We start from the raw sequence: 24,226 nt of genomic DNA on the forward strand, positions 1-24,226 counted from the left end.
TGCGAAGCCTAGCTAATGCGGATTGCTGCGCTATAGCACCAAACGCATGCGAATCTTGGCAAGCCGCTGATAGGAAGTTGCTGACACTCAGATCGCCGTTGTTTTTTTAGCCTTTATGTTGAATCTGGTGGCGACAATTGTTGGTGTTAAGCCACGCTCCGCACTCTAATACTTTGATCTTGCTTAGCAGCACAGAACGGTTTTCCATCTTGATCGAAAGCATGTACCAATTGGCTACTCATGCTAGCGGCGGGCCCTGTTCTTTGTTGGCGAACGGTGCTTCATATCGCTACCTTATAAGTCTAGTTTCAAGTCTACATGATTGGGCTGGTTGGTTTTGATCAAGGTGTCTTTTTACCAAGGGGCATAATTTTACAGGAGCCATATATTTATGGAATGGAGCTTAATGATTTGTAGCACCGTGCATGTTGTCATGTCTAGGCTTTGATAGAGTTTCAGGTCTATTTAAAAATCTCTCTAGTTTGGGTCGGTTTAATGGAGCACGGGACTCTCATCATAGACGCTTCTTAAAGCTTGCAAGATACACCCACTTAAACTGGGCTGAGATGTGAATGCAGCAAGATTTGCGTGGCGTTGATGGCGTTGCGGGGGCTCCTCCGTTGATGGGGTAGCGTTGAATTTGGGACAAGACTTTACTGGGGTGTTTACAAATAGTACTAGTCAGATTTTCCTACTTAGGTGATGACGTAATAATACGAGTCAATCTTGTGGCGAAAGGTTTTTCCTACGGATTCAGAGGATATGATGCGGCTGCTAATGGTCTTAAATAAATATTGAGCTAGATTGAGTGGCTTAAGTGAGTAAATACATTTTATTGATTAGCACATTTTGCAGCAGTTATACAAAGAAATCGGTATTTTACCGAATGAGTTGTTTTGAACGGAATGTGTTAATGAATAAGTTTAAAGTCTTTGGTATTGTATTTCTTTTATGCGTGATGACGCTGGAGGTGCAGGCTGATCCTCTAGTGAGTAAGGTGGAGGATAGTCGTGGGCGGGTTGGATATGTCTCAAAAAATGAGAGTGTGCAATTGCTGCTTAATGCATTGGCAGCAGACATTAAAAAGCCATTTATATTAAGTCCTAAGGCAATGAAAAAGACGGTAACGGGCGAGTTTGATTTCGCGCAGCCGGTGCAGCTATTACATAAAATATCAAATCAAGTTGGTTTGATTTGGTATGACGATGGTGCGAGTTATTATGTTTATGATAATAGCGAGGTAAAAAATGCAGTGCTGTCTTTGCGTAATGCGTCGCTAAATAATCTTAGTGAATTTATGCGACGTACCGGCTTGCTTGATAAGCGCTATCCAATTCGTGGAGACGCAAAGAGCAATACGTTCTATATATCGGGCCCGCCAGTATATGTTGATTTGGTCGCAAATGCGGCAGGCTATTTGGATGATTTATATAAGAATGTAGATCTTACTAAGCAAAAAATTGAGGTCATTCGGCTGCACAACACATTTGTAAATGACCGCTCTTTTGATTTGCGTAGTGAAAAAGTAACCCTACTTGGTATCGCTTCAGTGGTGGGGCTTATGCTGGCGGCCGATGGGGCTGAGCTCATTGAGCGTCCCCGAGAAAAGCCCCCTGTAGGTGTTGAAGCCGCCCCATTAATTGCTGCTGGCCAAGCTTTGGATAGCAAGACATTTAATACTTCACAGGGGCAAGTGAAAATAGCTGCTTATGCTGAAACTAATAGCCTATTGGTAAAGGGGACTCGTGAGCAGGTAGATATTATTCATGGGTTGATTACGCAGCTGGATGTACCTAAGCGCCATATTGAATTGTCACTATGGATTATTGATATTTCTAAAAATAATCTGGATCAATTGGGTGTGAGTTGGCAAGGGGCTATAAATATGGGCAATCAAGTGAAGGTTGCTCTCAATGCGGGCAACGTGCAATTAGCGGGTGGAAATACATCTGTATTAGATGGGGCAAAATTTGTAGCGTCTATTATGGCATTGAGTCAAAAAGGTCAGGCGCAAATTGTTTCACGTCCAATTGTATTGACTCAGGAGAATGTGCCCGCCATTTTTGATAATAACAGTACTTTTTATACCAAACTCGCATCTGAGCGCGCAGTGGCTTTGGAAAGCGTCACCTATGGCACGTTGATCAATGTCTTGCCAAGATTTAGTGCAGAAGGCGAAGAGGTTGAAATGATTCTAAATATTGAAGATGGCAGTGCAGCGTCACCCAGCAGCAATGGTCCAAGTAATGTAAATGGCATGCCCGTGATTACGCGCACTAAGATTAATACGGTAGCGAGGGTGCCAAAAGACAAGAGTTTATTGATTGGTGGTTATAGTCTTGAGCATTATACAAAGACTGAAAGTAAGGTCCCCCTATTGGGTGATTTGCCTTGGATTGGTGGTGCGTTTCGCTCGACTAATGAAGATGTAAAAAAAATGGTGCGGGTATTTTTAATTCAACCGCGACCATTAGATATGGGGAGTACTTGGGATGCTCGACAGTTTACGGCCCCAAGTGTTTTGTACCCTGATGCGGCTTTGGATGACGTAGTTCAGTTGTTGAGACAATCTGCTGGAGACAAGCATGGCCGCCATTGATGGGATTTCATTTCAACGCCATAGGCTTGAGCCAAGGCGGACGGAAGTTCAGGTAGAGCCTGAGCAGGCGGATGGGCGTGAGCGGAGCGATCAGGAGCTGCTGCTGCTGGTTCAGGACGATTTATCTGCTGTCCTGACTCAATTTAGGCGTCAGACGGGTATTGATAAGAAGTCTCAAAGAGTCTCTGAGCAATTTGAACGTATTTTAGAAGATGATGCAGAGCCCAAAGTGGCCAAAGTTTTTGCTTTATTGCGTAGCCAGGGGATGAGCCCCGAGGTGCTACTGGCTTATGCACGCAGTTTATTTCCAGATGACAGTGATCTGGTCCTGATCTTGCGCGAACTTTTAAAAAAGCGTGGTCTTGAAGCTTTGCACTCCGATATTTTGGAGCAGGCTCTTGAGCAGGCCTTGATGCAGGCTGATCCGCAACGATGTCAGGCGGGGATTAATGTTGGATTAAAGGCAAAGTTGCACGGCGCACGTATGCAGGTTAGCCCAAAGGCGTTGCGTGCAGCCTATCGTGATTTCTTAGGCAGCGTAGAAAATGAGGTTGCTCAGTATGAGCAATGGGTCGAGCAATTTGGGTCACAAAAGCGTGGTTGGGTACTGGCATTTTTGGAGTCAGCCTTGATCTTTGATATCCAGGCGCATGACCCTAGTTGTGCACGAGAAGAGTTTGGGCGCTTGTTGCACCACACTGTGAAATTGAAGCGTGTGAAATCTAGCGAGTCTGATTTTATTGGTTCATTTAAAGGTCGGGATCTTGCCACAAAAGCAGGGCTTGATGAGGTGAGCTTATTGTCTTTGTGGTTTGATTTTGTGCGGCGGCCATTTGAATTTGAGGCCTCGGTCAGCCAAGCGATAGCATCAAGTTTGTTGACGTTCTCTATGGCGGATAAAGCGCAATTGTTGCAAATGCTTTTAGCTTCAGTACGAAGTATTGATGAGCAATTGTTTTTTGCTCCTGAGAGCAAGCAGTTGATTCTAGATAAAATTTTAGACTGGGCCAGTGACCATTACGTTAGGGAGGCGCAGGTAGATCATCAGAAGCGCTTTCAGAATAGTTTGTCTGCAGCTAAAGAGTAATCAGAGAACATTAATGACTATGCATTGTTGCAGGGGGCTGAACACCGCTCCTCTTTACTCCACATATTGCTTGTGCTGAGAAAGGCTGTGTCCTAATGCATGGGGGTTTGGTTGGTGTTTTGAATTTAAAAACATTTGGCCAAATCAATTAGAAAAGGTTAGGCATGTTAAAAAGAATTTGGGGTGCTTTGGCAACGCGGCCAGAGCTGATTATTTTGGCGTTGATCGTCATTATTATTGCAATGCTGATTGTCCCTTTACCGACGGTCTTGGTGGATTTACTCATTGGCGTCAATATTGTCATTTCATTATTGATCTTGCTGGGTTCATTTTATATTGAAAGAGTTTTGAACTTCTCATCGTTCCCCTCATTACTTTTGATTACAACGCTATTTCGCTTGGCTCTATCAATTAGCACGAGTCGCTTGATTTTATTGGATGCCGATGCTGGGCATATTGTGAGCACTTTTGGCGAGTATGTTATTGGCGATAGTTTGGTGGTGGGGTTTGTAGTGTTTGCAATTGTCACGGTGGTGCAGTTTATCGTGATTACCAAGGGATCGGAACGGGTTGCCGAAGTGGCTGCCCGCTTTTCTTTGGATGGTATGCCTGGTAAGCAGATGAGTATTGATGCGGATTTGCGCGCTGGTATTTTAGATGCCGAAAGTGCAAAGGAGCGGCGTGCGACGGTAGAAAAAGAAAGTCAGCTTTACGGCTCGTTTGATGGGGCGATGAAGTTTATTAAAGGCGACGCCATCGCAGGTATTGTTATTATTTTTGTGAATTTTATTGGTGGTATTACCGTTGGTATGGTGCAACGTGGTACTTCGTTTTCTGATGCTTTGAGTGTTTATACCAAGTTGACCATTGGGGATGGCTTAGTTGCACAAATCCCCGCTTTGCTTATTTCGATTGCAGCAGGTTTTGTGGTGACCCGAGTCAATGGGGAAAGCAAGAACTTAGGGCATAGCATTGTAAGTCAATTATTTCAAAATCCATTCGTGATTTTAGTGACCGCTATTTTAACCCTTTCAATGGGAATGTTGCCGGGCTTTCCGCTTCCTGTGTTTATTGTTCTTTCGGGGGCGATGGCGTTTTTGTACTGGCGGCGAACTCAGGCAGCACAGGTACAGGCATCTTCAGAAGGGGGGGCGGCTACTTTCATTGATGAGCATGGCAATGTGGAAACCGATCAATCAACTCTAGATACGGGCAAGATGAGTGCCGAAACAGTGCCCCTTATTTTTGTGGTGGCGGAGCGCAATAAATCTTATTGGATTAGTAAAAATATTTTACAAAATATAACGAATCGTTTTTTCCTGGATTATGGAATTCGTTTGCCTCAAGCGGTTGTGAGTTATTCGGCATCTGCTGATGAGAATAAGGTTGGGGTGTTTGTAAATGAAGTGAGGGCCGCGGAGTTTGATAGTCCATGCGGGCAATTTCATATTATGGATTATCGAGATGAATTAAGTCAGCTAGATATCAATGTGAAACTTATACAAGGTGGCGCACACACCAGTGCTTGGGTGAGTGAAGCGGATGCGCCTCAGGTGGAAAAAATGGGCTATGCCCTGCGCAGTGATGTGGATGAGCTGTATCAAAATGTGGCGGGGCTGTTGGCTCGTAATGTGCAAGAGTATTTTGGTATTCAGGAAGCAAAAAATCTATTAGATGAGCTTGAAGGAAAATACCCGGAATTACTGAAAGAAACCTATCGACATGCTTCTGTACAAAAGATTTCAGAAGTATTGCAAAGGTTATTGCTGGAACGTATTTCTGTCCGGAATATGAAGTTGATTTTAGAGTCTCTGGCGAAGTGGGCCCCGAAAGAAAAGGATGTCATTACCTTGGTGGAACATATCCGCTCGTCTTTGGGGCGTTATATCTCGGATAAATTTGCTGCGCAGGGAAAGATCAGGGCCATTGTCGTGTCGCCAGGGGTGGAAGAGATGGTGCGCAAAGGCGTGAGGCAAACCAATGCGGGAGTATTTTTAAACTTGGACCCAGCAGAGGCGGAAGAAATCATGGATTTATTTGCGGTGGGGCTAAATGGGCTTTCTATTGCGCATAAAGATATGGTGTTGCTGGCATCGGTGGATATTCGACGTTTTGTGAAACGCTTGATTGAAAGTCAATATGGCGAGTTAGAAGTATTATCGTTTGGCGAAATAAGCGATTCAATATCAATTGATGTTTTAAGGACGATTTAAGATGGATATGCAAAATTTAGATATTGCTACTTTGGTAAAGGCGGCGTTGCAGCATTTAGGTTTCCCTGGCGGCCCAGTTAAGGATATTGATGGACATTCGACCATCTGTTTCAATTTTGATGATGCACCAAGTATTTACTTGGTCAAGGATGAATATAGTGTGTGGTTATGGAGCAGGATTTCCGAATTTAATGAAAGTGCTATGGCCCAGTATGGTAATGATTTACTAACACACTTAATGGAGCCACAAGCCTATTTGCAAATGGGGCAGCCTATCTTGGCTGAGCGCGATGGCTATTTGGAGTATCGCGGTGCATTACATCAGGATTTTTTGCAATCACCGGAATCTTTCGGCTTTTCCTTGCAAAGTTTTTTTAATTCGATGTCTGATGCCCACGAGATTGTAAATCGATGAAATTTACATCGTTGTGGTGCCACTATGCGCATCCACATCACTTGCGCGGGCCAATGATCGAGGCGCCTTTGCCTGATGTGTTTGTGGGCGAGCTGTGTGAGCTGCGTGATTCACTGATGTCTACTCAGGTTAGCGTCCGGGCTAGGGTGGTCGGTTTTAGCGGGGATCAGACCATGCTTAGTATACTTGGCTCTACAGCGGGTCTGTCGCGTCAGATGCTCGTAATGCCTACCGGTAAGAGCCAGTGTATTGAAGTGAGCGATGCAATGCTGGGGGCGGTGCTTGACGCCAATGGCGACATTGTGGAGCGCCTCAGTCCTGAGCGTGTTTCTTGTGGATACACTCGCCAGATTGACGCTTTACCTCCAAGTTATTTGGAGCGGGCATCTATTGATGCCGTCTTACCAACAGGCATACGCGCTTTAGATAGCTTGCTTACTTGCGGCGTAGGCCAACGGGTGGGAATTTTTGCACCTGCCGGCTGCGGTAAGACCACCCTGATGAATATGCTTATTGAACACGCTGACGCAGATGTATTTGTGGTGGGGCTCGTTGGAGAGCGTGGACGTGAGGTTGCAGAGTTTAGCGAATGGCTGCGAAATACTCAGCATAAAGACCGCACGGTTTTGGTGTACTCAACTTCAGATGCTGCCTCGGTAGATCGCTGTAATGCGGCACAGATCGCGACCACAATCGCAGAGCATTTTCGGGATGAAGGTAAAAAAGTCATTCTACTTTTGGATTCATTAACTCGGTATGCACGTGCTTTGCGTGATCTCGCCCTTGCAGCAGGTGAGATGCCCGCCCGCCGCGGCTACCCTGCGTCCGTGTTTGATGCTTTGCCTAAGTTATTAGAGCGTTCAGGCAAGACTCTGCATGGCAGTATCACAGCGTTTTACACCGTTTTATTAGAGTCGGAAGAAGAAGCCGATCCTATCGGAGATGAAATTCGCTCTATTTTGGATGGGCATATTTATTTAACTCAAAAATTAGCGGGTCAGGGGCATTTTCCTGCTATTGACGTTTTGCGCAGCAACAGCCGCTTGTTTGCTCAGATCACTACACCAGCACATCAGGCTCTGGCAGTAAAAGTGCGTACGCTATTAACAAAGCTTGAAGAGATGCAGCTTTATGTGGATCTGGGCGAATATCGGGCAGGAGAAAATGCCGAGAATGATCACGCATTTTCTTGTAAGCCAGCACTGTTTGATGTATTGCGTCAGCCTGTGCAAGAGCACAGCGAGTTTGATCACACCTTAAAGGCGTTGCATGCCGCTGTGGCATAAGGGCCGAAAACTGCTGACGCTGTCTGAGCGAAAAACTCAAATACAGCAGCGTCTGTTGAGCCTGCAGATGCAGGCGGTGGCCACGCAAGAAGCTCAGCTGCTTGTTATCGAAACAAGCTTGCTAAATGTGCAAACTACGCTAAAGGCTCAATGCTTAAATGCAATTGCAGTGAGTAAAGCTCAATTATTTGAGCACCGTCGGCAACAGGCTGTGTTGCTGAGTGAAATTCAGAAATTGCGCCTTGAGCAATTGCAATGCAAGCAGCAGTGTGAATTGCTAAAAGAGCAACTGGAAACGATACGAATCCGCTTGCGAGAGTTGGATTATAAGACGATGAAGTTTGAACGTTGGACACAAGCCGAAAAACAGCGTTGGAATCTGCAAGCGTTGAGTAGCGAGGAGGCAGAAGGGCAAGAAACAATGCCTTGGAGAGGGTTATCGTATTAATCTAACGAAGCCCTCTCATTCTGTTGATGATGTGCAAGAGCGGACTGATACCTTGGGTATTTAATTATGCCGAGTCATTTAAGAACGATTTTTGATAGTTATAAAGATCGCATAGTCTGTACAATTTTTTCATTTTGGAAATCAACATGAAAATTAGTTTACCTTCAAGAGTACTTGCGTTTTCCAAGAAATTCGCAGATCAGATTCAATCATTAAAATTGATGAGCCACCGGCGATAAAACATTGGCTACTAGAAGATGGTAAACATAGCGAAGATATTTACTTGTAATTTTTTATTTTAAGTCAATTGCTGATTGGTTGTTATGTTTTGTGCTTAATTACGTTAAATGTACAGACATAAAACACGTGGCGATTAATTGAATTTTATATTTTAATCCGTTATGTGTACGTTGGTTTTTTTAGTACTTGTCTTATGGTTTTGTATGCTTGATTTACTTATAATTAAGATTCTTATTGGCTTGGTGGATGGTATTTAATTTATATTGTTCAAGTTTTTGTTTTAATTATTCGTTCATCAAGTTGATTGTGTGTTATTTAATAGTAGAGTGAAATTATGCAAAATAATCTCAATGTAAATTCTTTAAGTTCTTCACGTTCTGTTTGTTCATTAGATACTTCTATTAACTCATCATCGGCTAAAGCTAATCATCTTGATCCGCGTGCTCAGGGGCTGCTTGAGCGTTGCATGAATTCCACTGCGAGCGCTTGCACGTCTCTGAAAGATAAAGTGGTCAATTTTGCGAGTGGCATTAAGGCGAGCATAAGCGACTTATGCTCCCGTCTTTTTGGCTTAGACGTTCCAGCTACTTCAGCTGCCACTAATTCAAGTGGCGCTACAAATCAAGTGTCGTTCCATCCTACTTCAATTGATTATTTGAAAGCGATGCAGGCTTCGCTTGCAGAGGGTGATCTATCGGGGCTGTTTAGAGAGGCTTCAAACAAGAATGATGCCGTTGTGTTTGAGACTGCGTTGAGTCAAGGCAAGAGCCCGTCCCTTGATACGGTGTCGCGAAATGTTATTGCTGATCATTTAAAGAAGGAGCTTCGGGAATTCAAAATGACTGCTCCTTTGTTTGAAACTTTGGGCGATTTGAAAGAAAAATGGCTCTCTGCTCCTGAGGGGGATAAGCGGCAAATTGCTAAAGAGGCTGTTGCGTCGTATGTTGAGAGTTTTTCTGATACGAAGAAGGCTACTGTACTGCTGCAGATATTCGCTGGTTGCTTGAATCTAGTGTCAGATGCGCCTGGTAGTACGTTCCCTCGGAATTCTTTTGATACTTGCATTGTGCCAAACATTATGCATCCAGAGCATTCGAATAGTATGCAGGGCTATACTGAGCGCCAGGCGAGTGGGGTTCAAATTTTTGATATGTTAATGAAAGGGGTTTCTCCTCTGACTCCGATTCGTGCGCCAGAAACAAAGCTTAGTGCCTCCAACTAAGTTTTCTTAGAAGAGGCGCTCGCTCAGTATGGAGCGCTTCTTTTTGTTCCTTATATACGCATCTAATATTTTGCTTTTGTGTGGAGGCTTATGCCGCGACCTGTGGTGTTTAATGCCTTTGCTCGCTAGATATCCCAAATAGGGGTATTTGGCTTGTGGTAGCGGCCTGTCCTGCTGAGTTGAATGTACTTCGTTTTAATTGATCTACTTTAGGAAATATGTAATGTCTTTAAATTTTAATGAGGCTATTAATAGTCTTTGTCTTCGTCTTGATTTACCATTTCCTGCTCAACAGAACGATATGGTTAATTTATCAATTGGAGAACACGCGATTCATATTACAGCACAGCCTTCGCAGATGATCTTAATGTTTTGTTGTATCGATAGTGCAAAAATTATCGATTCATTGTCGCTATTGCAATTGAATTTATTTGGTGAAAATAGTTTAAAGCCTATTCTTAGTCAAGATGCGCATAGCAATGACTGGGTGTTATGGAGCCGTCAGCTATTGGATAGTGCTAGTGCTGATAGCTTGTATGAGCAGCTGGAATTGCTGAGTGATTTTGCAGACAAATTAGTGGCTGGAGAGTGTTAATGAATTTTGCCACTTAAAAGCATGACCAAATGCAAAGTTGGCATGTTCGGCGGAAATACAGCTGGCTAAGTCACAGTATGCTTGGCGTGTGTCAATAATAAGTGGCAAGAGGGCGGGTTAAAAACGTTACACGGGACTCGCACTCATTTTGTAATGCCAATTCAAATTATTTTGAATAAAAGTTAAAGATAATAAAATCTATTTTATTAAATAGAAAAGAGTCTGTAACTAAAATTGTGTAAATGCCTTTGGCCGATTAATCTCTTTCCGGAGAAAATTCATGTCAGGCATCACAATGGATCGTCAAAAATTACAGGTTCTTGCCGCTGAACTCGCTAAAGATATCAAAACTGAAGCGGATTTAAATGCGCTCTCGCGTGAACTACTCAAACTCACCGTCGAAACCGCACTGAACGCAGAATTAACTGACCATCTCGGCGACGAGAAACACGCTAGCACAGTGGGTGAACGTGGGTTAAAAGGCTTCCCCGATGCGATTGCGGTTGAATTTCCGCACACGCGGGTTCAGCTTTGTATCGTGCTCATGGTGTGCAACAGCATAAGATCTGTTTTTTGGAAGGATTACAAAGCCGTTACCGCGGATTTGAAACGGCTTTATCAGTCCAGTACGGAAGAGCAAGCGCTGATGGAATTGGAGCGCTTTACTCAGACCTGGCAAGCCAATTACCCTTTGATTTCCAAGTCGTGGACGGCGAACTGGGCTCATTTACGCACGATCTTTGAATATCCGCCAGAAAGTCGCAAAGCGATTTATACGACCAATGCCATTGAGTTGCTCAACAGCATGATTCGCTCTGCCACCAAGCGGGTCAGCTTTGTAGGGAGGGTTAGCCGCAGGCGTAATCCGCGATTCAGCTATGGTCGTAGGCTAAGCGGTAATCGATAAGGTGGTTTGTGATTGGCTGTTCAGCGCGGGTTGATAAGCCTAACCCGCCCTACAGGGCTGGGTCAGGTTTCATGGGCATAGGACAACAGGCTAGCAACATTGCGCCTGAAGGTGGCTTTGGAGTCAGGGATAACTTTATCTGGTGAAGAGTAGCCCATGTATTGATAGTAATGGCCAACGTCACTTCCGTCTTCACCGTACTGGTAGATTTTCCAAACATGATCAAAGCCACGGAGTTTGAACCATGGAACGAATGGACGGAAACTTTCTACGGCGGTCTGCAATGCGGGAAAGATGGCGTGGAGTTTTCTGTCAACGGCGTTTCCGTCACTCGGCCATTCCTTGGGCTCGGGGTAAAGACCAACAAAGAGAGTAAGCACGCTGGATCGGAAGGCCGTGTTGGCGGCAACGCGGCGGGCGTGACGATCTCGCCAGAAAGAGAGGCGATGCGTGGCGAAAGAGGCAAAGAGAACTCCAGCGAGAGCTATCAATGCGGCGATTATTGTGGTCTCTATTTTCCGCTCCCTCTTTGGGTCATGGGCTACTGGATTGCGTTATCGCCAGCAATGCGTTGAACTATGAAACCTAACTGTTTGAGATGAGAGGCGGCGCCCGGCTTGTCGGGTGATGTCCTCTCTATCGAAGGGTTAGCCATCACACCAACTTTGCAAGCCTGAGTTTTTGCCGCTTGTACTGTAGAAGCATTTCATCAAACAAGGGGTGAAGCGCAGCTACTAAAGCGGTGTTGATGTCTATGAACTCCGCCTTCCGTCGAGTAGTAAAACTCCGAACTCGTTCTGCACGATGGGTAACCAGCCTCTCATAGGTGAGCTTGCCGTCATCTGGCCATGTCTCCTTGGAGTGCATGTACAGCAGTTCGATCTTTCGGAGATCTCTGTCCATGTGCGAGTGCCTATGAATCAACTGATGCCTGTCTTGCGCATGCTCATCGATGGACTTCTTTACTGCCTTCAGCAGCTTGGGAACAGGTGTCCGTGAAACGTGGAGGTTACTAACAATCAGGCCGTGGTTTACCAGTTCGTCGGACGTGCAGATATGAAAGATTGCGTTCGTAAGTTGAAGGCAGCGGTCATAAGTTGACTGCAACCTAATCAGGTAGTTTTCAATGTTGTACAGAAGATGTGCTGGCCGCTTGATGTGCAGTTCTTTAGCTTTCTTAGTGTGCCCAAAATCGGTCATGTAGAAAACGGCTTGATGAAGCTGCTCCACCCAGCCAAGAGCATGCGAAAGCGCAAAACCAACTCGCATGACATAGAACTGAAGCTCATCGATCGTGGTTGAGTCATCAAGCTCGTCCATCAGCCCGAGGCCCAGTGCCTTTTGCAAGTCTGTACCGTCTTGTGTGACTTGCTTGAAAAGCGGATGCTCGTACAGGTCTTCGAATGCCATGACCTTCCTTCGTGATGGCTAACAAGATATAGACACCCTAAAACGGTAGAAAAACCACCGTCTCGTGATACATAAAAACACCACTCTCAGAGACATAAAGCTAAATAATTTTCACAGTATAGTATCAGTAATTAGTAAGTAATTCATGTTAACTCTTACATTAAATACTAATTTAATAATCAATTTTTGTAATTAATGCTTGGGCTAAAGCTCTATCCGCCCAACTTTGTATCTCGAGAAATGTGCTGGCAGATAAAACCTGCCCAATCTACCGTGCTACTTAATATAAAAAAGCCGCTAGCAAATTGCTTAGCGGCCTTCTTCTTTATATCTATCAAACTAATCAAAAAAATTAACTAACTACCCCCTCACTCCACCGTAACACTCTTAGCCAAATTTCTCGGTTTATCTACATCCGTCCCGCGTGCCAGTGCCGTGTGATAGGCCAGCAGTTGTAATGGCACGGTGTGCAGGATGGGGGAGAGTAGGCCGTAGTGTTCGGGTAGGCGGATGACGTGGACGCCTTCGCTGGCGGTGATGCGCGAATCGGCGTCGGCAAATACGTATAGCTCGCCGCCGCGGGCGCGTACTTCTTGCATATTGGATTTTAGTTTTTCGATCAGGGTGTCGTTAGGGGCCACGGTAACGACGGGCATTTCTTTGGTTACCAGCGCCAGCGGGCCGTGTTTTAGCTCGCCTGCTGGGTAGGCTTCGGCGTGGATATAGGAGATTTCTTTCAGCTTAAGCGCGCCTTCCAGAGCAATTGGGTAGTGCAGGCCACGGCCTAGGAAGAGGGCGTTTTCTTTGATGGCAAATTGCTCGGCCCATGCAATGATTTGCGGCTCTAGTGCTAGCACGGCGCTGATGGCAACGGGCAGGTGGCGCATGGCTTTGATGTGTTCGGCTTCTTGCTCGTCGCTGAGTCTGCCTTTGATTTGCGCTAAAGACAGCGCTAGCAGGAATAGTGCTGCCAATTGGGTGGTAAAGGCTTTGGTGGAGGCCACGCCGACTTCTACCCCGGCATGGGTGATATAGGCCAGCTCGCATTCGCGCACCATGGCGCTGGTGGCTACATTGCAGATGGTCAGCGTGTGCAGCATGCCTAGGCTACGGGCGTGTTTTAGCGCGGCAAGGGTGTCGGCCGTTTCGCCGCTTTGGCTGATGGTCACGACTAGGCTTTTAGGATTAGGCACGCTATCGCGGTAGCGGTATTCGCTGGCGATTTCTACATTCACCGTAATTTTGGCGATGGATTCAATCCAGTATTTGGCGGTTAGCCCGGCGTAGTAGCTGGTGCCGCAGGCCAGAATCAGTACCGAATCAATGTCTTTAAAAATGCCGTAGGCTTTGTCGCCAAATAGCTCGGGCATGATATTGGTGACATTTTCTAAGGTGTCGGCAATGGCGCGTGGCTGCTCAAAAATTTCTTTTTGCATGTAATGGCGGTAAGGGCCAAGCTCGGCACCGCCGCTATGGGCGTGAACGGTGCGAATCTCGCGCTGCACCGATGTGCCTTGGCTGTCTACAATCCAACATTTTTGTAATTGCAGATCAACTACATCGCCTTCTTCCAGATAAATAATCTGATCGGTCGTGCCCGCTAGGGCCATCGCATCAGAGGCAATAAAGTTTTCACCTTTGCCCACGCCCACAATCAGGGGGGAGCCTAAACGTGCGCCCACTACGCGGTGCGGCTCGTCGCGGCAGAATACGGCGATGGCAAAAGCGCCAGTTAAGCGTTTGACTGCTTGCTGTACGGTCTCAAATAAATCACCTTGATAAAGATGATCGATCAGATGCGCGATCACTTCGGTATCGGTTTGGCTTTCAAATACATAGCCAGCGGCGGTTAGCTCGGCGCGCAGCTCTTCATGGTTTTCGATAATGCCGTTGTGCACCAGCGCAATTCGCTCGCGCGAGAAATGTGGGTGAGCATTGGCCGATGAAGGCACGCCGTGGGTGGCCCATCGGGTGTGGGCAATGCCGGTAAAGCCTGCTAAACCAGTCTGATCGATTTGTGCTTGCAGCTCGGTCACGCGGGAGGTGCTGCGCGAGCGTTGCAGCTTGCCATCCACATGCAAGGCCACGCCGCAGGAATCGTAGCCACGGTATTCAAGCCGTTTAAGCCCTTCTAGCAAAATAGGGGTGATATTACGCTGGGCAACTGCACCGACAATACCGCACATAGAAACCTCGAAAGAGAAGATAAATGGGAAGGTTGTAAATCATGTATGGCGGGTGGAACCCGCTCCAATCAACTTCAGCGAAACGTTACTTGTAGGGCGGGTGCAACCCGCGAGCAATGCCTAAAAATACGCGGGTTGCACCCGCCCTACGATGATTCAATGTTTGTAGTAGTTGTTAGGGTTGGAGTAAAACCCGCCATGTTTAAGCTGGATGATTTCAAAACGGCGGGTAAGCACCTGCCCTAGGAAATAAATGAAGCAATCTCCTTATCCTAAATGGTTTTGTGTGAATATATCTTTCAAAATTTAATGTATTATGAAATAAATAGATAACCATCTATTTGTATGAATTTTTATTTCATTTTTATAAATTTTGTGAATTTATATGACATCGACCATGGTATTAGATGAGCTGGATAAACGCATCTTGCAACAATTACAGCAAGATTCTTCACTAAGTAATCAAGATCTGGCCGCCAAGGTGCACGCCTCGCCGCCCACCTGCTTGCGCCGCGTAAAGCGCTTAATAGATACGGGGGTGATTGCCAAGCAAGTAGCGATTTTAGCGCCAGAGAAAGTCGGCGCAGGCTTAACCGCCATCGTTGAAATCACGCTGGATGTGCAAACATCAGAAAAGATGCAGGAGTTTGAGCAGCTCGCCGCAGCAGAAAAAACCGTGCAGCAATGCTATCGCGTCTCGCCGGGGCCGGATTTTGTGCTGATTATTCAGGTGGCGGATATGAATGCCTATCACCAGCTAGCCCACCGCCTTTTTGCCACTCAATCGAATATCCGCAATGTAAGAAGCTTTTTTTCGATGTTTAGAAGCAAGTTTGAAACGTACTTGGCGTTGTGAAGGGACGCTTTATTTATTGAAGAATATTCATTGGATGCGGATGCTTTTCGTAGGGCGGGTGCAACCCGCCGTTTTTAAGTATTTGATGCGATAGCTGGCGGGTTGCACACCATAGGCGCTAACCAAAATCAAAAAGACCTTTTTAGTGCCTTCGGCACGTTGATTTTGGAGCGCTTGGCCACCGCGGGGGCCTTCCTTTCTTGAACGGCCAAGAAACGAAGCCAAGCCACAACCTCAAGAACACGAAGGCCCCTCCGCTGCGGACAATCTAGTCGGCGGCAGGCGGGATTGGCTCGCTGCCTCGCTCCCTGGCCGAAACCCCGCCCCGCTTGTTCCTCGCTCCGGCGTGTTTCAAGGGGACTTTAAAAAGCCCTATGCAAAGAGCGTGGTTGTTATGCTTTTTCGCTGTTTATATAATAAAAAACAATTTGGTTAGGGCGTATGGGGTTTCACCCGCCCTACGAATAAGCTAATACTCACAATGCTGTTTTGCTAGCCGCTTGTATTAGCCATTTTTCAACAATGGTAACCGCCGCAGCAGCAGGTTTCAGTGCCGAGCGTACAAGGTGATAGGCCAGCCCTTCGACGATTGGCGTTAGAGGGACTTCTAGCAGGCCCATTGCTATTTCTTCTTTGACTAATTCTAAGCTCAGTAGCGCAACACCTTGCCCGGCAAGGGCGGCTTGGATGGCGTGGCTTTCTTCTGAGTAGCGAATTCCTGCTGTGCTATCCAGATCACTTATCCCTGCATTTTGTAGCCAGCCTGCCCATGTTAAATGCATTGGTGGCGGGCTGTGCCAGTCAAAGTGAATCAGCGGATGCAGGCTTAAATCGGATAACTGCCGGATGTGCAGCAGCTTGCTGGCAACGGGCGCAAAGTGGTCTTGTAATAGGCGCGTTGCCAGCAAATCGTGATAGCTTCCCTGGCCATAACGAATGGCTAAATCAACCGCTCCCGAGTGTAAATCTACCTGTTGATTTGAGGCGTGAATATGCAGATCGATTTCAGGGTGCGCTGCTTGAAACGCTGCCATGCGGGGCACCAGCCATTTTGCGGTAAAGGCAGGCGTCGCTGAAAGCGTAACGGTGCTGCGCTGCCTTACTCGCAAGCGCTCAACGCCCGCCGCAATACAATCAAAGCCTTCTTTTGTGGCGGCGTAGAGTAATTCACCCTCTGCACTTAAATCTACTTTGCGCGTTTGGCGTACAAAAAGCGCACAAGACAAGCTGTCTTCTAGTGCCCGGATTTGATGGCTAATTGCTGTGGGGCTGACGGATAGCGCTTCTGCTGCCAGCTTAAAGCTCTTTAAACGTGCGGCTGCTTCAAAGGCTCGCAGGGCAGAAAGGGAGGGGAGTCTGGGTTTCATCCTTAAAGAATACATGAATTTAAATCAGCTATGGCTACAAAAATACTCGTTTGTATGGCTTAAATAATTGAAACAAACTAAGGCATGAATGAATTTAATCACTGATTGGAGTTTTAAACATGCCGACCTTATTACATATTGATTCAAGTGCGCGTAGTGGTCTTTCTGGGGCAGATCCCCATGGCTCGCACACCCGTCGTCTGAGTGCCCGTTTTGTGAAGCAATGGCAAAGCCAGCATCCTCATGGGCGGGTAATTTATCGCGATCTTGGTGCTGCACCGCCTGCGTTTATTACTGGGCAATGGATACATGCAGCGTTTACGCCTGCTGATGCCCGAGAGCCGTGGATGCACGATGCGCTGGCCGAAAGTGATTTATTGATCAGTGAATTGCTCGCTGCCGATGTCATTGTGGCGGGTGTGCCGATGTATAACTTTGGCCCACCTGCGCAATTTAAGGCGTATATCGACAATATTGTGCGGGTTGGAGTGACTTTTGGTTTTGATCGCACACGCAAAGGCCAACCTTACTGGCCCATGCTGAGCGAGCAAGGCAAGCAGCTCGTATTGTTATCTGCCCGAGGTGATTTTGGCTACGATGCAGGCGGGAAAATGGCGGCAAGCAATCATGTGGAAGCAGCGGTGCGTACAGCCTTTGCCTATATCGGCATCACCCAAGTAAATAGTGTGGCGATTGAATACGATGAGTTCGCAGACGAGCGCCTAGCGCAGTCGATTAGGCATGCGGAAGGAAAGGTGGATGAGCTGCTTATTGGTTTAAGGGGTGTTAAGCAGCCTTTGAAAAACGCGAGTAAGACGCCATTGATACAAAAGATAGAGTGCTAAACCTTGAACCACAGAGGAAAACGAGGGCACAGAGCACACAGAGAAAACTATCTAATCATTGATTTTCTCAGTGTGCTCTGTGATTCAATATTTGGCTCTGGGTAATATATCCCGCCGATTACTTAACGCTTACTGGCTTGGCTTGTACGTTAAATGATTTGTGGGTGATTTTCCATTCGCCCTCTATTTTTAGCAGCGCCATATAGTCTACAAATTTGATGCTTGGGTAATCGAGCATGACTTTGGCGATGGCGGCGTCGCCTGTGATATCGATGATTTCAAAGCTGCGTTTGCGTTGTGCTTCATCGCTGGCGGCTTTGCCATTAAAGCGCCCAGCGTATTGCTCTACGCTCCATGAAATTAAATTGCCGCTGATATGGCCAACGATTTTTGCATCGTTACTAAATGCTTTACGTACAAAATCTGCGTTTCCGGTTTCATGCGCCCGAATATAGTTTTGCAATGGTAGCTTTGCGGCTTCTAGTTCAGTGTCTTGTGCAAAAACACGCGGTGCAAAAACCATTGTTGCCAGAAAAATAGGCATACATAAAATGAGCTTGAGTTTCATATCGAGTATGCCTTTATGGGTTTATTCGCTTGTTTCGCTTGTTTCGCTTGTTTGAGCAGGGGCTTTTTTTGTTTTTCTAAATCTACGAATTAATAAAACAATCGCTGCAATCACTAGCCATAAAGGCCAGATTCTCATGAGCTCGATACTGGCATCCAGCCCCCAATACCAGCCTGATTGAATGGCTTGGCCAAGGCGGTAGAAGAAATTTGGGCGGGCTTGTTTGATGATTGCTTCTGTATCACTGACTTCTGCCTGATTGATTTGGGACGCTTGATCTAGAAATAATGTGATTTTGCTAAAGGCTACCTGGTCGGCAAATTCTTTTTCCAGAATGATGGCATGGTCTCTGGCTTGTTTGCTGCTGTCTTGCGCATCAATCGCGATGGCTTTTTCTTCCGCATTGCCGCTGCCTTTGGCGGCTTTACCCATTTGGCTTTGTGTTTCTTGATTGCGGCGGATACCTAGTCTTTGTTTGAGTAATTCAAATTGTGCATCTTGGGCAAGGAAAGTCCGTTCATTTAAAAAAATAATTTGCCCGGCCATTTGGCGCAGGAAGTCTTGGGTTTTTTCGCTGGGCACTCGAATAATCAATGCGCCTGTTACCGCGTATTCGGTGAGTTTCAATTTCTTATTGTCGCCAATAGGCTCAAAGTGAATTTGGGCTATTTCTGATTTAATTGCATTTTTTTCAACAAAGCCACCCAGCTGGGCGGCAATATCTTCAATGATTAGTGCAGATTTATAAACGTCTTTTACTTGAAATTTAGCATCGGCGGTGCGAATAAATTGGCGGGTGCTATCGCTATAAGTATTGGCACTGGAGCTAAGTTGCTCTTTGCTGCTGACTGGTGCGGAATCTGCTGCCGATTCGGCAACTGCATTTGCGGCGGGCATTTCGCCCATTTCTTCTTTTTTACCGCAGGCACCGAGCAGGACGATAGTAAGGCATAGAAAGAGCGTTTTGATCTGCAAGGCTAGATTTCCTAATGGTTTTACGATTTTTTAGGCAGGCTGACGCGTAGCATACAGAGAGATATATTGATTGGGCAGGAATATAAAGTGGGCGTGGTTTTTATGTGCCATTTATCAAGAAAAGATAATGGCGAGCAGAGATTTATAAGGAGAGATGGGGCTTGTGGTGAGGGCGTTTGCAGCTGAAGCCGCTGCAAACGCCCTCACCATTTCATACGTTTAGCGCTTATTTGCCGCTAGCAATGCGGTTTTGAATATTTTTAGCGCGATCAGCAGATGCCGGGTGCGAGCTCAACATGCTGTGATCGCCGCCACCTAGTTTTTCCAGTTTTTGGAATGCAGTGGCTAAGGCTTCACGGTTTAGTTTTTTCTGGGTTAATACATCAAAAGAGAAGTTATCTGCGTCTGATTCTTGCGATTGCGAGAATTGGGCGTTGATCAGGCCTTCAGTAAATTCGCCTAAATCGGAGCCATTAAGCTGAGCCACGGTAGCATTGCCGGATGAGCTTGCTGCGGTGCGGGCTGCAGCAACAGCGTAGGCTGTTTGCATGGCTTTTTTGGAGTGGCCCAGTGCCACATGGCCCATTTCGTGGCCCACTACGCCGATCACTTCATCGTCTGTCATCAGATCCATCAGGCCGCTGTAGACGCGGATGCAGCCATTGGCCATCGCCCATGCGTTTACATCACTGGTTAAATACACTTTGTAATTAACAGCTTGGCCATTGATATCCGTGCCCAGTTTTTTGGAAATGGCATCCATGCGTTTGCTGTATTTGTTTTTAGCGGGTGCAATTTTTGATTCAGAATCGCTTTGCACGCAAGCTTGGTTGGCCAGTGATTTGACATCGGTATCTGACAGCGTAGCGGCTTGAAATGCTTGCTCGCCTGCTTTGATAAGGCCGCCAAGATCAAATGCAGAGGCAGCAGGGGCTAGTAAACAGGTAAAGAGACCAGTCAGGGCGATAGAACGCAGTTTCATACAAACTTCCTTAGTTAAATAAGTGTATTGCTCAAAATAACCACTTGTTTTGAGCAATGATTGATATCACGCGGCCATCCGTGTATTTAAAAAAACGTGCTGTGATTGGGCAATGCAGTCGTGGCGAGTAGTACCGGGTAGGTTGGGAATTGCTCCCCTTTCCTGATTGACTTAGCAATACACTGTTTTTGGGCAGTGCCTGATCAATTCACCATTCTGATGGCATAGATGGCGCAAGGCGTGCTTTATAACTCTGTAAGAGTGTATCTGTAAATAAGTTAAGAACATTATTATTTTTACTTACGTTGATAAACAATAATAGCGGCCGCTTTGGGGTGCTATTGATTGAAAATTGATGAAGAAGTGCGAGGGGCTGGGCGCTTCTCCATCTTGCCGCTAAAAAGCGCTGGATCAGTGCTGCGCTTCAGACAACATGTTGTGCAGTGCTTGCAAGCCCACCTGCCGCGAAGCCGCAATATGCATGCAGGCTTGGATAATCGACATAACCAAATTGTGATCCAGGCTTTTGAGAAAATCTTCCGGCGATAATTGGCCAGAAAAAAAGTGCCGTGCCAGAGACCAGGCTTGAAATGTGCCCTGATGGCCTAGGCTGCGATAGAGATAGGCGGTGAGTGGGGAGGCATTCAGATCAGAGTAGGTTTCCTCTGAGCGGCCTTGTTCAAAAATTTGCAGCAGTGCCGGGCGAACATCGCTGGCCGTATGGGCAGGCGGAAGAAAATTCTCGGCCCGATCTGGCGCGCTGCTTATGCCGTGGATGTCACCAAGAAACATTGATACCGGGCAATCGCCGCCAGTTGCCAGGGCCATCGCTTCAATCAGGGCGATGGAGGTGAGTTTGGAGGCCAGAAAGTCACAGGAAAAAACAATATTCCTACGTGCCGCTTCAGTAAGCCGTTGGTATTCCGCATCGCTTGGCAGATCGGCATATTGGTGAAAAACAACTTCTGCTTTAAGCCCGTGCAGGAATTCTTCCATCCGCAATAAGGCCATGCGATAGTCTTGCAGGGTATACACGCCTACCGTGTTGAGCGGGGTATTGGCTTCTTCGATGAGCAGCCAGGTTGCGGATAAGAATTTACCGGGGTTGGGCTCCGCAAAGCCACCTACATCGATATTGCTCAGGCTTATCGCTTCTTGCATCACTTGTGCAAGGTATTCATCGGCTTCTGCATCGGTGAGTTCCGTCAGCCATTTTTTGCTTTGAATGCTTACTTTTTCTGCCAGTAGCTCAGAGCAATCTTTGCCATTTTCATCAGATCCCCGGAAAGGGATCGTGGCTTCAATGCAGGCCACAATGGCAATCAGATCGCTCATAGGCAAATAGGGCTGCATCAGCCTGACAGCGACAACGGCACTTAAAAACTCATTCATTCCCCCATAGAGTGGCAGGGCCTGATGGGGCTTGAAATTAAAAATATCGGCACACATGACCAGTGCGTCATTATTTAGCTCTTGCAAAATAAAGCCGCCATTTTCGATATGGCATACATTGTTGAGCAAGGGGGCTATTTTTTTTGGGAAGCTGCCATCCAGTTGGTAATACACCAGATCATGAAAAAGTGCCGCAAGCTGTGGCCTGGCACTGAGGTCTTCGCAAAGCTCGAATATATGCGCCGCGGTGTGGTATTTGCGTGTTCTATTTTCCATCACACGGTGTACCAGTACGGCTAAGTGCTCGATCTCAGGCATCGCGATGGATACCGATAATTGGGCAAAAGCATCGCTAAAGATTTGGATAAAGCGGTTGATTTTTGCGGTGCTCATTGGGGCCTCTTACTTTTCTGCCATAACAATCAGATCGCCTTTTTCGCCTTTACTAAGCCGCTGATGGTGCAAAGCAAGCAAGGGATCATGGGGGTAGCTTAGGGCAAGAACGCTAAAGTCGCTGGCGGCGCTCGATGCTTCCTGAGCCATGGCCTGGTAGGCGCTGCAATACAATTCTAGCGGTGCATAGTTTGCTAAGCGTGCTTCGGTGAGCGGCTCAAACACCTGTAGTGCCCGATTTTTCCCCTTGAGAACAAGGCGGCCAACAGGGCGTACTAAGGCGTCCGGGCAGCCCGATAGTGTAGCTTCAGATATGCAGATATGGGTGCCTAGGTGTTTGTTTACGCTCTCTAATCGCGCTGCGGTGTTAACTGGATCACCCAATGCCCGATAATCAAAAATAGTGGAGCCGCCAAAGTTGCCCACGATGACTTCCCCTGAATGAATACCAATCCGGGTTTTGCCAAACTGAAAGCCTTTTGCCTGAAGCGTATCGGAATAGTTGCTGGCAAAAGCATCCATTTCCATCGCGCAGCCGAGGGCGCGGGCGCGGTGATCGGCTTGCGTAAGCGGCGCGGAGAACATAATCGCCACCGCATCGCCTACAATTCGATCCAGTGTGCCTTCATGTTTAAAGGCAATGGCGATCATCTGATCGAGGTAGTCGTTTAGTAAAGTAACGGCCTGAGCAGGGTCGATGCTCTCCATCAGGCTGGTGAAATCGGCTAAATCAGTAAAAATAAAGCTGCATTCTTGTCGCCGTCCGCCCAGTGCCATTGAATCCGGGTGCTCGATCAGATGGCTGACGCGGTTGGGGGAGACATAACGGGAAAACGCTTGCTTAATCCAGCGCTGCTCACGCTCACTCATCCAGTGATGCAGCAGGCTACCAAGGATAAATGTGGCGGTAAAAGCCAATGCAGGCGTTACGGTATTGATAAGCAGTGTGTGCTCGCGAAAGGCATACCAGCCACTAAGCAGTACCAGCGCCAGTAAGGCCAGCGTGGTGCTGGCCGCAATCAGTGCCCGGCTGCGTGTTGCAATCAGGCCGATAGCCAGGCAACCCAGTAGGGTGCTGATAATTTCGGCAAAGCTGGCCCAGCCGGGGCGCTGCAGGAGATGGCCGCTCGTAATTTGCTCCAGCAGCTGAGCGTGTGCTTCTACACCGGGCAAAATACGGCCAAGCGGGCTAAAGCGCAAATCCATTAAGCCCTGTGCCGAGCTGCCAATCAAAATCATTTTGCCTTTAAGTTGCTCTGCAGGAATTTGCCCTGCGATCAGCTTCCAGGCAGGTAAATAACGCTGGGGTGACTCGCGTGAGTAATGCATCCAGACTTCGCCACTGCGGGTGGTTGGGATCTGAAACTGGCCTATTTTTATTTCACTGATGCCCAGTGCCTGTGTTTTTAAAACATAATTTTGAGTACCCTGAGCCACTCGCAGAATTTCTGCTGCAAGGGTGGGGACAGGCTCGTCTGCTAGTTGTAATAAAAGAGGAATCCGCCGCACTACGCCATCGTTGTCTGGCACAAAATTAAGCGCACCATTGCCCTTGGCTGCACTTTCGAGCTCTGGCCGTGCAAGGATGGCACTTTGAAAAGTGTGCAGCCAGCTCGTGGGGGGCGGGCCTGCGTAAATATAGCGAAACGGGCGATGGCTGAGTGCGGTAGCGCTTGCCGTGCTGAGTTCACCTGTCAGTGTGCCACGCTGCACAGTAAATCCCAGTACAATATTGGCCTTGCTGATGCTTTGTGCAAAGGCCTGATCGTGGTCGGGCAGAGCTTCAAGCTCGCTGCGTAAAGGGCCTTTAAGTGACCAAAGATCGGCCATTGCCCGTGGTGCAGTACGATCTGCCTCAGCAAAAACCACATCAAAACCGATGGCAGCAACACCTGCACTTTGCAATTGATCCGTTAGTTGAGCTAATCGCGTACGTGGCCAGGGCCATTGGCCGAGGCGGCGCAGACTTTCATCATCAATATCAATAATGCGCACCGCTGTGTTGATATTGATGCGCGGATACCAGCGCTGATATTGATCAAATAGGTTGTTGCGTAAGGATTGCAGTGGCGATGCATCTGTTAGTAGCAGTGCCAAGCCTAAAAAAGCAGAGGCGAGCGGGAGGAAAAAACCAAGGCGTTTGAGTGATTGATTGATCATGGTTTGTTTTTAGTGGGGTTTTCTTACGCCAAGAGCGAGCTGATATTCAGCTTAGTTTATTGTGAGTCGAGAGGCCTGGT

General features: G+C 47.1%; 19 protein-coding genes and 1 pseudogene. 12 read left to right on the forward strand and 8 right to left on the reverse strand.

The window, feature by feature from the left end:
• Window positions 1-913: 913 nt before the first annotated feature.
• The 10 genes and pseudogenes from sctC to VN23_RS02690 all read left to right on the forward strand — a co-directional run bounded on the left by sctC (window position 914) and on the right by VN23_RS02690 (window position 11,587).
• Window positions 914-2,599 carry a type III secretion system outer membrane ring subunit SctC gene (sctC, locus tag VN23_RS02645; RefSeq protein ID WP_052746766.1) on the forward strand — a complete coding sequence of 562 codons (1,686 nt, stop codon included), beginning with the start codon at window positions 914-916 and terminating at the stop codon, window positions 2,597-2,599.
• Window positions 2,586-3,686, forward strand: a complete 1,101-nt coding sequence (sctW, locus tag VN23_RS02650) for a type III secretion system gatekeeper subunit SctW (protein ID WP_052746765.1) — start codon at window positions 2,586-2,588, stop codon at window positions 3,684-3,686. The genes sctC and sctW overlap by 14 nt, the downstream gene beginning before the upstream one ends.
• A gap of 221 nt (window positions 3,687-3,907) precedes the next feature.
• Complete coding sequence (locus VN23_RS02655; protein WP_442905413.1) at window positions 3,908-5,899, forward strand: EscV/YscV/HrcV family type III secretion system export apparatus protein; 1,992 nt, start codon at window positions 3,908-3,910, stop codon at window positions 5,897-5,899.
• Between the two features lies 1 nt (window position 5,900).
• Window positions 5,901-6,314 (forward strand): hypothetical protein, encoded by a 414-nt coding sequence (locus VN23_RS02660; RefSeq protein WP_046353335.1) that lies wholly within the window; start codon window positions 5,901-5,903, stop codon window positions 6,312-6,314.
• Window positions 6,311-7,600, forward strand: a complete 1,290-nt coding sequence (gene sctN / locus VN23_RS02665; RefSeq protein ID WP_046353334.1) for a type III secretion system ATPase SctN — start codon at window positions 6,311-6,313, stop codon at window positions 7,598-7,600. Before VN23_RS02660 ends, sctN begins: the two co-directional genes overlap by 4 nt.
• On the forward strand, window positions 7,584-8,048 hold the full coding sequence (locus VN23_RS02670; RefSeq protein WP_046353333.1) for a hypothetical protein: 465 nt from the start codon (window positions 7,584-7,586) through the stop codon (window positions 8,046-8,048). The genes sctN and VN23_RS02670 overlap by 17 nt, the downstream gene beginning before the upstream one ends.
• A 574-nt stretch (window positions 8,049-8,622) precedes the next feature.
• Window positions 8,623-9,510, forward strand: a complete 888-nt coding sequence (locus tag VN23_RS02675) for a hypothetical protein (protein ID WP_156455104.1) — start codon at window positions 8,623-8,625, stop codon at window positions 9,508-9,510.
• A gap of 223 nt (window positions 9,511-9,733) precedes the next feature.
• Window positions 9,734-10,105 (forward strand): CesT family type III secretion system chaperone, encoded by a 372-nt coding sequence (locus VN23_RS02680; RefSeq protein ID WP_052746764.1) that lies wholly within the window; start codon window positions 9,734-9,736, stop codon window positions 10,103-10,105.
• 472 nt (window positions 10,106-10,577) lie between these two features.
• A pseudogene (locus VN23_RS02685) lies at window positions 10,578-10,934 on the forward strand (transposase); the annotation flags it as partial.
• 248 nt (window positions 10,935-11,182) lie between these two features.
• Window positions 11,183-11,587: a hypothetical protein gene (locus tag VN23_RS02690; protein WP_046353331.1), complete on the forward strand. Its 405-nt coding sequence runs from the start codon at window positions 11,183-11,185 to the stop codon at window positions 11,585-11,587.
• Between the two features lie 79 nt (window positions 11,588-11,666).
• On the opposite strand, the gene VN23_RS02695 is transcribed toward VN23_RS02690, so the two are convergent.
• Together VN23_RS02695 and glmS are read right to left on the reverse strand one after the other, a co-directional pair.
• Window positions 11,667-12,422, reverse strand: coding sequence for a Cthe_2314 family HEPN domain-containing protein (locus VN23_RS02695; protein WP_046353330.1), 756 nt, complete (start codon window positions 12,420-12,422; stop codon window positions 11,667-11,669).
• Window positions 12,423-12,790: 368 nt separating this feature from the next.
• The gene (gene glmS, locus VN23_RS02700) at window positions 12,791-14,608 is read right to left on the reverse strand and encodes a glutamine--fructose-6-phosphate transaminase (isomerizing) (RefSeq protein ID WP_046353329.1); all 1,818 of its coding nucleotides are present in this window, start codon (window positions 14,606-14,608) and stop codon (window positions 12,791-12,793) included.
• Window positions 14,609-14,993: 385 nt separating this feature from the next.
• Between glmS and VN23_RS02710 the strand changes: the two genes are divergently transcribed.
• Window positions 14,994-15,464 carry an Lrp/AsnC family transcriptional regulator gene (locus VN23_RS02710; protein WP_046353327.1) on the forward strand — a complete coding sequence of 157 codons (471 nt, stop codon included), beginning with the start codon at window positions 14,994-14,996 and terminating at the stop codon, window positions 15,462-15,464.
• A 476-nt stretch (window positions 15,465-15,940) separates the two neighbouring features.
• Here VN23_RS02710 and VN23_RS02720 read toward each other — a convergent pair whose 3' ends face one another.
• The gene (locus VN23_RS02720) at window positions 15,941-16,831 is read right to left on the reverse strand and encodes a LysR substrate-binding domain-containing protein (RefSeq protein ID WP_046353325.1); all 891 of its coding nucleotides are present in this window, start codon (window positions 16,829-16,831) and stop codon (window positions 15,941-15,943) included.
• A 119-nt stretch (window positions 16,832-16,950) separates the two neighbouring features.
• Between VN23_RS02720 and VN23_RS02725 the strand changes: the two genes are divergently transcribed.
• Entirely contained in the window at window positions 16,951-17,676 is a 726-nt protein-coding gene (locus VN23_RS02725; RefSeq protein WP_046353324.1) for an FMN-dependent NADH-azoreductase, read from the forward strand.
• 118 nt (window positions 17,677-17,794) lie between these two features.
• Here VN23_RS02725 and VN23_RS02730 read toward each other — a convergent pair whose 3' ends face one another.
• From VN23_RS02730 to VN23_RS02750, 5 genes are all read right to left on the reverse strand, one after another.
• Window positions 17,795-18,244, reverse strand: a complete 450-nt coding sequence (locus VN23_RS02730) for a nuclear transport factor 2 family protein (protein ID WP_231743329.1) — start codon at window positions 18,242-18,244, stop codon at window positions 17,795-17,797.
• 21 nt (window positions 18,245-18,265) lie between these two features.
• On the reverse strand, window positions 18,266-19,219 hold the full coding sequence (locus tag VN23_RS02735) for a DUF4349 domain-containing protein (RefSeq protein WP_046353323.1): 954 nt from the start codon (window positions 19,217-19,219) through the stop codon (window positions 18,266-18,268).
• Window positions 19,220-19,445: 226 nt separating this feature from the next.
• Window positions 19,446-20,201 (reverse strand): M48 family metalloprotease, encoded by a 756-nt coding sequence (locus VN23_RS02740; RefSeq protein WP_046353322.1) that lies wholly within the window; start codon window positions 20,199-20,201, stop codon window positions 19,446-19,448.
• 411 nt (window positions 20,202-20,612) lie between these two features.
• Window positions 20,613-21,986 carry a hypothetical protein gene (locus tag VN23_RS02745; protein WP_046353321.1) on the reverse strand — a complete coding sequence of 458 codons (1,374 nt, stop codon included), beginning with the start codon at window positions 21,984-21,986 and terminating at the stop codon, window positions 20,613-20,615.
• Between the two features lie 9 nt (window positions 21,987-21,995).
• A complete protein-coding gene (locus VN23_RS02750) occupies window positions 21,996-24,146 on the reverse strand; it encodes a CHASE2 domain-containing protein (RefSeq protein ID WP_046353320.1) in 2,151 nt (716 codons plus the stop codon).
• Between the last annotated feature and the right edge of the window lie 80 nt (window positions 24,147-24,226).

It is taken from the genome of Janthinobacterium sp. B9-8 (genome assembly GCF_000969645.2).
GTDB lineage: Bacteria > Pseudomonadota > Gammaproteobacteria > Burkholderiales > Chitinibacteraceae > Iodobacter.

Coding starts and splice junctions, on each gene's coding strand:
- sctC (WP_052746766.1), top strand. CDS start 914: ATGAATAAGTTTAAAGTCTTTGGTATTGTATTTCTTTTATGCGTGATG.
- sctW (WP_052746765.1), top strand. CDS start 2,586: ATGGCCGCCATTGATGGGATTTCATTTCAACGCCATAGGCTTGAGCCA.
- VN23_RS02660 (WP_046353335.1), top strand. CDS start 5,901: ATGGATATGCAAAATTTAGATATTGCTACTTTGGTAAAGGCGGCGTTG.
- sctN (WP_046353334.1), top strand. CDS start 6,311: ATGAAATTTACATCGTTGTGGTGCCACTATGCGCATCCACATCACTTG.
- VN23_RS02670 (WP_046353333.1), top strand. CDS start 7,584: ATGCCGCTGTGGCATAAGGGCCGAAAACTGCTGACGCTGTCTGAGCGA.
- VN23_RS02675 (WP_156455104.1), top strand. CDS start 8,623: ATGCAAAATAATCTCAATGTAAATTCTTTAAGTTCTTCACGTTCTGTT.
- VN23_RS02680 (WP_052746764.1), top strand. CDS start 9,734: ATGTCTTTAAATTTTAATGAGGCTATTAATAGTCTTTGTCTTCGTCTT.
- VN23_RS02690 (WP_046353331.1), top strand. CDS start 11,183: ATGGCCAACGTCACTTCCGTCTTCACCGTACTGGTAGATTTTCCAAAC.
- VN23_RS02695 (WP_046353330.1), bottom strand. CDS start 12,422: ATGGCATTCGAAGACCTGTACGAGCATCCGCTTTTCAAGCAAGTCACA.
- glmS (WP_046353329.1), bottom strand. CDS start 14,608: ATGTGCGGTATTGTCGGTGCAGTTGCCCAGCGTAATATCACCCCTATT.
- VN23_RS02710 (WP_046353327.1), top strand. CDS start 14,994: ATGACATCGACCATGGTATTAGATGAGCTGGATAAACGCATCTTGCAA.
- VN23_RS02720 (WP_046353325.1), bottom strand. CDS start 16,831: ATGAAACCCAGACTCCCCTCCCTTTCTGCCCTGCGAGCCTTTGAAGCA.
- VN23_RS02725 (WP_046353324.1), top strand. CDS start 16,951: ATGCCGACCTTATTACATATTGATTCAAGTGCGCGTAGTGGTCTTTCT.
- VN23_RS02730 (WP_231743329.1), bottom strand. CDS start 18,244: ATGAAACTCAAGCTCATTTTATGTATGCCTATTTTTCTGGCAACAATG.
- VN23_RS02740 (WP_046353322.1), bottom strand. CDS start 20,201: ATGAAACTGCGTTCTATCGCCCTGACTGGTCTCTTTACCTGTTTACTA.
- VN23_RS02745 (WP_046353321.1), bottom strand. CDS start 21,986: ATGAGCACCGCAAAAATCAACCGCTTTATCCAAATCTTTAGCGATGCT.
- VN23_RS02750 (WP_046353320.1), bottom strand. CDS start 24,146: ATGATCAATCAATCACTCAAACGCCTTGGTTTTTTCCTCCCGCTCGCC.